This is a genomic window from Rhizobacter sp. (assembly GCF_031412075.1).
Lineage (GTDB): Bacteria > Pseudomonadota > Gammaproteobacteria > Burkholderiales > Burkholderiaceae_C > Rhizobacter.
The window spans coordinates 1-9,777 of the sequence record NZ_JANOCG010000063.1 but is presented as its reverse complement, the minus strand read 5'-3'; the positions used below and the strand labels follow the sequence as shown (position 1 = coordinate 9,777).

Genomic DNA, 9,777 nt, shown 5'->3' with positions numbered 1-9,777 from the left:
CGCGAGCATGGCGGCCTACCGCAAGCTGGTCTACGAGACCCCGGGCTTCACCGATTACTTCTTCGCTGCCACGCCCATCCGCGAGATCGCCGAGCTGAACATCGGTTCGCGCCCGGCCTCGCGCAAGGCCACCCGCGCGATCGAAGACCTGCGCGCCATTCCCTGGGGCTTCAGCTGGGGTCAGTGCCGCGTGGCGCTGCCGGGCTGGTGCGGCTTCGGCTCGGCGATCAACAGCTACCTCAGCGAATCTCGCAAGGAGCGGCTCGCGCTGCTGCAGCGCATGCACAAGCAGTGGCCGTTCTTTCGCACGTTGCTGTCGAACCTCGACATGGTGCTGGCCAAGAGCGACCTCAACATCGCCGCACGTTATGTGGAGCTGGTGGAAGACAAACGCCTGGGCAAGCGCATCTTCGCGGCCATCCAGGCCGAGTGGCAGGCCACCTCCGACGCGCTCAGCCTGATCACCGGCGAGAAAAAGCGCCTGGCCTCCAACCCGTCGCTGGCGCGCTCGATCGAGCACCGTTTCCCTTACCTCGACCCGCTCAACCACTTGCAGGTCGAACTGATGCGGTGCTACCGTCAGCAGCGCGAAGGTGACCTCACCAACGAACGTGTGCAACGCGGCATCCACATCTCGATCAACGGCGTGGCGGCGGGCTTGCGCAACACGGGCTAGATTCGCACCTGCTTGAGGAGCTGGGCCACCACCGCCACGGCAATGACCTCGGGTTCCTTGCCGCTGATGCCGGGCAGGCCGATGGGGCAGACCATGCGGTCGATCAACGCAGGTGCGATACCACGCTCTTCGAGGCGGTGGGTGAACTTCTGCTTCTTGGTGCGCGAGCCAATCAGCCCGAGAAAGCCGAAGTCGCCGCGGCGAAGAATGGCTTCGGTGATGCGCAGATCGAGGTCGTGCTGGTGGGTCAGCACCAGGTAGAAGGCGCCAGGCGGCGCATGGCGCACCTCGGCTTCGACGCCATCACCCACGCACTTGCGGATGTGTGGCGGCCACACCGGCCCACCGAGCATGGGAGGGAATTCGTCTTCTCGTTCGTCGACCCAGTCGACCTGCACGTTCAGGCCGGCCAGCACATTGGCAATGGCGCGGCCTACATGGCCTGCGCCATACAGCTGCAAGTGAAACATCGGTGGCTCGGTGGGCCAGTGGTTCAGGTGGCACTCTTGCAATCGCTCGAAGTGCAGCGTCACCGCGCCGCCACAACACTGCCCCAGGGCCGGGCCGAGGGGCAGGTGCAAGGAGCGCACGGTGTTGTCGCCGCTGGCCAGCATCTCGCGTGCAAGCGCGATGGCCTTCAGCTCGAGGTGGCCGCCACCGATGGTGCCCGCCGTCTGCTGCGCCGACACCAGCATGCGCGTGCCCCGCTCTCGCGGCACCGAGCCTTTCGTCTCGCTCACCTCGACCCACACCGCCGCCACATCGGCGGCAAGCCAGTCGCGTGCAATCAGGCCGAGTTGCATGCGCTCAGGCCCTGCCCTGCACCGCGTTGATCGCACGCAGGATGGATTCGCTCGTGGCCGGCGCAGAGAGCGGCGGATCGATCCGGTGCCCACCCACCGACGACACCGCATCGCGGATCGCAAAGAACACCGAGAACGGCAGCAGCAGTGGCGGCTCGCCGACTGCCTTGCTGCGGTGGATGGTGTCGGCGGGGTTGTCGCCGTCGTACAGCTTCACGTTGAAAATCGGCGGGCAGTCGTTGGCAGTGGGAATCTTGTAGGTGCTCGGTGCGTGCGTGCTCAACATGCCGGCTTTCTCTGAGCCGTCGGCTGGGTGCCAAACCAGCTCTTCGGTGGTCAACCAGCCCATGCCCTGGATGAACGCCCCTTCGACCTGACCGATGTCGACGGCCGGGTTGAGCGAGCGGCCCACGTCGTGCAGCAGATCAGCGCGCAGCAGCTTCCACTCGCCGGTGAGCGTGTCCACCAGCACCTCGCTGACGGCAGCGCCGTACGCGAAGTAGAAGAAGGGCTTGCCTTGCAGCGTCTCGCGGTTCCAGTGCAGGCCGGGCGTGGAATAGAAACCGTCAGACCACAGCTGCACGCTGGCCAGGTAGGCCTGCGCAACCAGCTCGCAAAACGAGAGCTCGTGCTTCTTGCCCTTCTTGCTGCCGATCAGCACACGGTCGTTGGCAAAGTGAACCTCGCTCGGCTTGACGCCGCTTTGTGCCGCCGCAAACGCCGCCAGCCGCTCGCGAATCTGCCGCGCCGCGTCTTGTGCGGCCTTGCCGTTCAAGTCACTGCCTGTGGAGGCCGCCGTGGCCGAGGTGTTGGCGACCTTGTGCGTGTCGGTCGCCGTGACACGCACGCTCTCGAAACCCACCCCCAGCTCGTGCGCCACCACCTGCGCCACCTTGGTGTTGAGACCCTGGCCCATCTCGGTGCCACCGTGGTTCACGAGGATGGAGCCGTCGTTGTACACATGCACCAAGGCACCCGCCTGGTTGAAGTGGGCCACGTTGAACGAGATGCCGAACTTGACCGGTGTGAACGCGATGCCCCGCTTGAGTACCGGGCTCGTCGCGTTGAACTGCGCGATGGCGGCGCGGCGCGCGCGGTAGTCGCTTGTCACTTCGAGCTGCGCACTCAGCTCGTGGATGATGTTGTCTTCGACCTGCTGGCCATACGGTGTCGTGACACCGTTCCCGGTGTCGAGCGTGATGTGGCGCTCATCTTTGCCGTAGTAGTTGGCTCGCCGCACATCCAGTGGGTCGCGACCCAGCGTGCGCGAAATCGTGTCGAGGATGTTCTCGATGGCAATGGCACCTTGTGGCCCACCAAAGCCGCGGAAGGCGGTGTTCGATTGCGTGTTGGTCTTGCCCGAGTAGCCGTGCATGGCCACGTGGGGCAGCCAGTAGGCGTTGTCGAAGTGGCACAGCGCGCGGGTCATCACCGGGCCCGACAGGTCGGCCGAGTGGCCGGCGCGCGAGACCATGGTGATCTCACTGCCGAGCACGCGGCCTTCGTCGTCATAACCCACTTCGTATTCGTACCAGAAGCAGTGGCGCCGGCCGGTGATGAGAAAGTCGTCGTCTCGATCGAGCCGCAACTTCACCGGCCGATTGAGCCGGCGCGCGGCCACCGCGGCAATGCAGGCAAAGGGAGCCGACTGCGACTCCTTGCCGCCGAAGCCGCCGCCCATGCGCCGGCACTCCACCTGCACGTGATGGGCCTGCAGCTTGAGCGCGTGCGCCACCAGGTGCTGCATCTCGCTCGGGTGCTGGGTGGAGCAGTGCACCAGCATGCCATCGTTCTCTTTCGGGATGGCATAGCTGATCTGGCCTTCGAGGTAGAACTGCTCTTGCCCGCCGACGTCGAGCGTGCCCTTCAAACGATGCGGTGCGGCGGCGATGGCTTTCTGCGTATCGCCGCGTACCAGGTGCATCGGCGGCAGCACGTATTGGCCTCGCGCATGCGCATCTTGTGGCGTCAACACCGGCGGCAGCGCCTCGACCTTCAGCACGCTCTTGGCCCGCGCCGCAGCGCGGCGGGCGGCATCGCGTGTGCTCGCGATCACCGCAAACACCGGCTGCCCGAGGTAGCGCAATTCGCCCTCGGCGAGGATGGGCTCGTCGTGAACGATGGACCCGCAATCGTTGGGGCCGGGAATGTCGGCGGCCGTCAGCACGGCCACCACGCCAGGCATGGCGCGCACGGCGTCCACGTCGATGGCGATCAAGCGCCCATGCGCCACCGGCGACAAGCCCAGCGCCGCGTGCAAGGTGCCGGCGAGTTCGGGCAGGTCGTCGATGTAGGCCGCTTCGCCCGCCACATGCAAATGGGCCGACTCGTGCGGGCGGCTGATGCCGACCCGCGCACCCGCACTCAAGGCCTGCGCTTCGGAGGGCGGCTGCAAGAAGGTGTCGCGCGGCTTGTTCATCGTTCGGCCTCGACGGCATGCGGCATCCCGCTCCACACGCTGGTGGCTTGCGGCGGCAAGGCATCGTGCGGACGCGTTTCCAGCCAGAAGCGCAACAACAGGTTTTGCGCCACCTGCATGCGGTAGGCGGCGCTCGCCCGCATGTCGGAGAGGGGCTTGAATTCTTGCGCCAGCGCCGCTTGCGCGAGCGTCACCGCCTCTTGTGTCCAGGGCTGGTTGGTGAGTGCGGCTTCGGCCGCGGTGGCGCGCTTGACGGTGGCGGCCATGCCGCCGAAGGCGATGCGCACTTGTTTCACCACGTCGCCCTCGAGCTCGATGGCGAGGCCGGCGCACAGCGCCGAGATGTCGCAGTCGAAACGTTTGCTGATCTTGTAGGCGCGCACCTGCCGCTGCATCGCGGGCAGCGGCACCGCCATCGCCTGCACGAACTCACCGGCTTGCAACTGGTTCTGCATGTAGTCGAGGTAGAACTCGGACAAGGGCACACGCCGGGTGCGCACACCCTTGCGCAGCAACAGCTGTGCGTCGAGCGCCATCAGCACCGGCGCTGCATCGCCGATGGGCGAGCCGTTGGCGATGTTGCCGCCCATGGTGCCGGCGTTGCGGATGGGCGGCGAGGCAAAACGCAACCACACCTCGGTGAGCGAGGGCAGGCGCTGCGCGAGCGCACGCCAGGCCGATTCGAGCGATGCACCGGCGCCGATCAGCAGCTCGCCGTCTTGCTCTTCAATGCGCTTCAGCTCGTCCACATCACCCAGATAAATGATGTCGCCCAACGGCTTGAACTGCTTGTTGACCCACAGCCCCACGTCGGTGGCGCCGGCCAGCAGCAGCGCTTGCGGTCGCTGCTCGCGAAGCAAGGCCAGATCTTCGAGCGTGCGTGGCGCGCGAAAGTGGTCGACCCGCTGCGGCCCTTCGACCTGGCGGTTGAACGCGGCGTAGCGAAAACCGCTTTCGCGTTGAATGCTCTTCAGCGCAGTCACCACCGGTGCGGTGTCGAGCGTGGCCCGCGGCAGCTCGAACATGCGCTCACCCGCATCCAAGATCGGCCGGTAGCCGGTGCAGCGACACAGGTTGCCCGAGAGTTCATCGGCAATGGCTTGGCGGGTCGGGCGCGCGCCACACGCTTGGTGCCGCTCGTAGCTTGACCACAAAGACATCACGAAACCCGGTGTGCAAAAGCCGCACTGCGAACCATGGCACTCGACCATCGCCTGCTGGGTGGGATGCAGCACTTTCGCGCGGGCCGAGCGCTGGGCCGCTCCCGAGCCGGCCCGCATCCCCTCGGGGGATCGGCCGGTGTACTCATCGGCCGAGGGGCTGACATCCTCCACCGTGAACAAGGCCTTGCCATCGAGCGTCGGCAAAAACTGGATGCAGGCGTTGACGGTCTTGAGCGCGAGGCCACGCACGGCCGACGCGTCACCGGGCTGCGCCAGCTCACCGATCACCACCGTGCAGGCACCGCAGTCACCCTCGTTGCAGCCTTCCTTGGTGCCGGTGCAGCGGGCGTCTTCTCTCAGCCAGTCGAGCACCGAGCGGGTGGGGTGAGGGCCATTCACCTCGACAACGGCGCCACGGTGGTAAAAGCGTATCGGTTGCGGATTCATCCGAGAAAGCTTATGTCACAGCACGGGGTTTGTCACAGAGTCAACGTAGCACGCAGCGTGCCGCACGCAGGTGTGTGGGTACGCCGCTTGCACGCCTGAGCCCATGCCCAACCCACCCGCTCCACGCCTGGCCCTGCGCGGCAACCTGCTCGACTTCACCGGCGCGCCCGAATGGGGTGCAACCGACTCCCCCTTGGTGCGCTACCGGCCTGACCATTGGCTGCTGATCGACAGCGGGCGCATCGTCGGCGCCCAGCCCGGCGCACAAACCCCTGACGCCACCTGGGCACCACACGACCACACCGGCCGCCTCATCCTGCCCGGCTTCATCGACACCCACGTGCACAGCCCGCAGCTCGACGTGATCGCGAGTTACGGCACCGAGCTGCTCGACTGGCTCAACACCTACACCTTCCCGGCCGAGCAGCGTTATGCCGATGCCGGCGAGGCGGTGGTGGGCGCGGCGCGTTTTCTCGACGCGCTGCTGGGACATGGCACGACCAGCGCGGTGGTCTTTCCCACCGTGCACAAGGTCAGCGCCGAGACGCTCTTTGCCGCCGCCCAGGCGCGCGGCATGCGCCTCATCACCGGCAAGGTGCTGATGGACCGCCACGCCCCCGACGGCCTGCGCGACGACGTGGCCCAGGCCGAGCGCGACTGTGTCGACCTCATCCAGCGCTGGCACGGCACCGACCGCCTGGCCTACGCCGTGACCGTGCGTTTTGCCCCCACCAGCACGCCCGAGCAGCTGGCGATGGCGGGCGCGCTCTGCCAGGCCCACCCGGGCGTCTACATGCAGACCCACGTGGCCGAAAACCGCGAAGAGGTGGCTTGGGTGCGCGAGCTGTTTCCCGAAGCCCGCAGCTACCTCGATGTGTATGGCCGCGCCGGCCTGCTCAACGAACGCAGCGTTCTGGCCCACGGCATCTGGCTCGACGACGCCGACCGCGCGGCGCTTCGAGACAGTGGCGCGCAGATCGCGCACAGCCCCTCGTCCAACCTGTTCCTCGGCAGCGGCCTGTTCGACTGGCGCACGGCCGAGGCCGCGGGCGCGGCGGTGAGCGTGGCCTCCGACGTGGGTGGCGGCACCAGCCTGTGCCAGCTGAAGAGCCTGGCCGACGCCTACAAGGTGCAAGCCATGGCCGGCCAGCGCCTCACGGCATGGAAGGCCTTGCACGCCGTCACGCTGGGCGCGGCCGAGGCGCTGCACCTGGCCGACGAGATCGGCTCGCTGGAGCCCGGCCGCATGGCCGACGTGTGCGTCTGGGACTGGGCCGTGGGCCCCGTGGCCCAACGCCGCCTGACCGTCGCCCGCGACCTGCACGAAAAGGTGTTCGCCTGGATGACACTGGGCGACGAGCGCAACCTCGCGGCCACCTACGTTGCCGGCCGCCACATGCCGCCCTGAGCATGGTTCTTGCAGCTCAGACCACTTCACGTTTTCCCTCTCAGAGACACCTCCCATGACCTTCAGCAAGCGCACTTTCATCGCCACCCTGTTCGCCACCTGGCTGCCGCTCGCACATGCCCAGGAAACCGCCGTCAAGTTCCAGCTCGATTGGCGCTTCGAAGGCCCGGCGGCGCTCTTCCTCGTGCCGGCGGCCAAGGGCTACTTCAAGGCGGAGAAGCTCAACGTCACCGTCGACGCCGGCAACGGCTCGGGCGGCACGGTCACCCGCGTGGCCTCGGGCACCTACGACATGGGCTTTGCCGACCTGGCCGCATTGATGGAGTTCCACGCCAACAACCCGACCGCCCCCAACAAGCCGGTGGCGGTGATGATGGTCTACAACAACACGCCGGCCGCCGTGCTCGCGCTCAAGAAAAGCGGCATCAAGACGCCGGCCGACCTGAACGGCAGACGCCTCGGCGCCCCGGTGTTCGACGCCGGCCGCAAGGCCTGGCCGATCTTTGCCAAGGCCAACAACGTGAGCAACGTGGCCTGGACGGCGATGGACCCGCCGCTGCGCGAAACCATGCTCGTGCGCGGTGACGTCGACGCCATCACCGGTTTTTCGTTCACCTCGCTGCTCAACCTGGAAGCACGCGGCGTGAAAGCCGACGACGTGGTGATCCTGCCCTACCCCGCCTACGGCGTGAAGCTCTACGGCAACGCCATCATCGTGGGCGAAGAGTTCCTGAAGAAGAACCCCGAGGCGGTGAAGGCGTTTTTGCGCGCCTTCAGCAAGGGCATGAAAGACGTGATCGCCGACCCCCAGGCCTCGATCGCCACGGTGAAAGCGCGCGACGGCATCATCAACGAAGAGCTGGAAACCCGCCGCCTGAAGCTCGCACTCGACGCCACCGTGCTGACCGCCGACGCCAAGGCCGAGGGGTTTGGCGAAGCCAAAAGCGCGCGTCTGGCGCTGATGGCGAGCCAGGTGTCGGATGCTTTCGCCACCAAGGAGCGCGTTAACCCCGCTGCGGTGTGGAACGGTGGCTACCTGCCCGCAGCCGCCGAGCGCGACATCTTCGCCAAGGCCGCGAAGAAGTAGCGCGGCGCCTCAGGGCAAATCGACCGACACCTGAAACATCAGCGCCGAGTTGCCCAGCACGTTCAGCTGGGCCGAATACACCGGCGTGAACTGCCAGCCGACCGACAACACCGCGCCCGGCGAAAACCCGCCGTGGTTCAGCGGCACCTTGTCCTTGAACTCGCCCTTGTAGCCATACAGCACGCCGGCCGTCCACTGGGCAAACAGCTGCGGGTATTGGCTCCAGTTGGCCAGCCGCTCGCCCACGTAGACGTAGCCACTGGGCTGCCCGAACGAGTTGCTGAAATAGGTGCCGCCCCACACATAACCGTCGGAGCGCTGCCGCTCCAGCCCGATCATGAGCACCGGCCGGTGAGCCTCGTCGCGTGAATAATGGTAAGAAAACGGCGACGCCATCAGCCGCCAGGAATCGCGGGGCGGTGGTGCTGCCACCGGAGCGGCCGGCTCGCTGGGCGGCGCGACCTGAGGCGGGGCTGTTTGTGAATACACAGGCGGGGCGCAACAAAGCAGCCCGCCGGCCAGGGCAGGAACAAGGAATCTCATGAACACGATTGTCGCCAGGTTTTTGGGCACTTCCGCGCGGCGGGTGCGGGGCTTCGCAGCGGGGTGTGTGACGCTTTGCCTGCTCTCGTCGCTTGGCGGCTGCGCCTGGTGGGATGTCAAGGAGCGAGAGCTGGTCTACCGCCCCAGCCCCGGCCGGCCAGCCGACTTCAAGGGCCTGCGCGCGGGCGACGAGACCTTCACCATCAGCGTGCCCGGCCTGACCGCAGGCACGACCGACACGTTGCAGTTCTGGTGGCTGCCCAGCGGCGAGCCCAACGCGCCGGCGCTGCTCTACCTGCACGGCACCTTTCGCAACCTGTACCGCAACCGCCCGAAGATCGAAGCCCTGCGCGAGGCCGGCTTCAACGTGCTGGCGGTCGACTACCGCGGCTGGGGCGACAGCACGCCGATGGTGCCGTCCGAGGCCACCATCGTGGCCGACGCCGACACCGCCTGGAGCGAGCTCACCCGCCGCCAACCGGACCCGCGCCAGCGCGTGATCTTTGGCCACTCGATGGGCGGCGGCGTGGCCATCAACCTGGCCAGCCGCAAGCACTACCGCGTTGACTACGGCGCGCTGATCGTCGAATCGACTTTCACCAACATGCCCGACGTGGCGGCGGCGGTGGGGTTCTGGGGCACGATCGCCTCGTGGATCACACGGCAGAAGTTTGATTCCCTCAGCAGGATCGGCCGGGTCGACGCCCCCATCCTGATGCTCCACGGCGACCAGGACAAAACCGTGCCCGTGGCCCTGGGCCGGAAATTGCGTGACGCCGCCCGGCCCGGCGTGCGCTGGGTCGAGGTGCCGGGGGGCACGCACAGCTACCTGCACAGCGAAGCACCCCAGCTCTACCAACAGGCCGTGAAGTCCGTCATCTACCAATTGCCCAAACCGCCATGAATCGTTCTAAGCCTCACTCGTGCCTGCGGGCCGAGCGCCGGGCCGCTCCCAAGCCGGCCCGCATCCCCTTGGGGGATCGTTCGATGTATTCATCGAACGAGGGGCAGACATGACCTCTTTTGTGGACTTTCGCAATGTCTGGCTCGCGTACAACGACGAGCTGCTTGCGAAGAAGCAGTACGCCGTTGAAGACATCTCGCTGCAAGTCAACCAAGGCGAGTTCATTGCCATCGTGGGGCCTTCGGGCTGCGGCAAGTCCACCTTCATGAAGCTGGCCACGGGCTTGAAGATGCCCTCGCAAGGCAACATCCTGATCGACGGCAAAGA

The 9,777-nt window shown here is 66.6% G+C and carries 9 protein-coding genes; 5 read left to right on the top strand and 4 right to left on the bottom strand.

Annotated features, from left to right (window positions below):
- The coding region (locus RMO40_RS02255; RefSeq protein ID WP_309715683.1) for a phosphoenolpyruvate carboxylase at positions 1 to 676 on the top strand (676 nt) is incomplete at its 5' end.
- Here RMO40_RS02255 and xdhC read toward each other — a convergent pair.
- From xdhC to xdhA, 3 genes are read right to left on the bottom strand one after another with little or no spacing between them, the layout of a single operon-like run.
- Entirely contained in the window at positions 673 to 1,479 is an 807-nt protein-coding gene (gene xdhC, locus RMO40_RS02250; RefSeq protein WP_309715680.1) for a xanthine dehydrogenase accessory protein XdhC, read from the bottom strand. The two genes, RMO40_RS02255 and xdhC, sit on opposite strands and share 4 nt — an antisense overlap.
- Positions 1,480 to 1,483: 4 nt before the next feature.
- Positions 1,484 to 3,898, bottom strand: coding sequence for a xanthine dehydrogenase molybdopterin binding subunit (gene xdhB / locus RMO40_RS02245; RefSeq protein ID WP_309715677.1), 2,415 nt, complete (start codon positions 3,896 to 3,898; stop codon positions 1,484 to 1,486).
- Positions 3,895 to 5,508, bottom strand: coding sequence for a xanthine dehydrogenase small subunit (xdhA, locus tag RMO40_RS02240; protein ID WP_309715674.1), 1,614 nt, complete (start codon positions 5,506 to 5,508; stop codon positions 3,895 to 3,897). Before xdhA ends, xdhB begins: the two co-directional genes overlap by 4 nt.
- Before the next feature lie 103 nt (positions 5,509 to 5,611).
- On the opposite strand from xdhA, the gene guaD reads away from it, so the two are divergent.
- Positions 5,612 to 6,916, top strand: a complete 1,305-nt coding sequence (guaD, locus tag RMO40_RS02235) for a guanine deaminase (protein WP_309715671.1) — start codon at positions 5,612 to 5,614, stop codon at positions 6,914 to 6,916.
- A 55-nt stretch (positions 6,917 to 6,971) separates the two neighbouring features.
- Positions 6,972 to 8,003 (top strand): ABC transporter substrate-binding protein, encoded by a 1,032-nt coding sequence (locus tag RMO40_RS02230; RefSeq protein WP_309715669.1) that lies wholly within the window; start codon positions 6,972 to 6,974, stop codon positions 8,001 to 8,003.
- Positions 8,004 to 8,012: 9 nt separating this feature from the next.
- On the opposite strand, the gene RMO40_RS02225 is transcribed toward RMO40_RS02230, so the two are convergent.
- Complete coding sequence (locus tag RMO40_RS02225) at positions 8,013 to 8,342, bottom strand: hypothetical protein (protein ID WP_309715666.1); 330 nt, start codon at positions 8,340 to 8,342, stop codon at positions 8,013 to 8,015.
- A gap of 202 nt (positions 8,343 to 8,544) precedes the next feature.
- On the opposite strand from RMO40_RS02225, the gene RMO40_RS02220 reads away from it, so the two are divergent.
- Together RMO40_RS02220 and RMO40_RS02215 are read left to right on the top strand one after the other, a co-directional pair.
- A complete protein-coding gene (locus RMO40_RS02220; protein WP_309715663.1) occupies positions 8,545 to 9,450 on the top strand; it encodes an alpha/beta fold hydrolase in 906 nt (301 codons plus the stop codon).
- Positions 9,451 to 9,559: 109 nt separating this feature from the next.
- The coding region (locus RMO40_RS02215; RefSeq protein WP_309715660.1) for an ATP-binding cassette domain-containing protein at positions 9,560 to 9,777 on the top strand (218 nt) is incomplete at its 3' end.

What these genes read in the sequence shown, in the direction of transcription:
- xdhC (WP_309715680.1), bottom strand. Translation starts at nt 1,479, where the DNA reads ATGCAACTCGGCCTGATTGCACGCGACTGGCTTGCCGCCGATGTGGCG.
- xdhB (WP_309715677.1), bottom strand. Translation starts at nt 3,898, where the DNA reads ATGAACAAGCCGCGCGACACCTTCTTGCAGCCGCCCTCCGAAGCGCAG.
- xdhA (WP_309715674.1), bottom strand. Translation starts at nt 5,508, where the DNA reads ATGAATCCGCAACCGATACGCTTTTACCACCGTGGCGCCGTTGTCGAG.
- guaD (WP_309715671.1), top strand. Translation starts at nt 5,612, where the DNA reads ATGCCCAACCCACCCGCTCCACGCCTGGCCCTGCGCGGCAACCTGCTC.
- RMO40_RS02230 (WP_309715669.1), top strand. Translation starts at nt 6,972, where the DNA reads ATGACCTTCAGCAAGCGCACTTTCATCGCCACCCTGTTCGCCACCTGG.
- RMO40_RS02225 (WP_309715666.1), bottom strand. Translation starts at nt 8,342, where the DNA reads ATGATCGGGCTGGAGCGGCAGCGCTCCGACGGTTATGTGTGGGGCGGC.
- RMO40_RS02220 (WP_309715663.1), top strand. Translation starts at nt 8,545, where the DNA reads ATGAACACGATTGTCGCCAGGTTTTTGGGCACTTCCGCGCGGCGGGTG.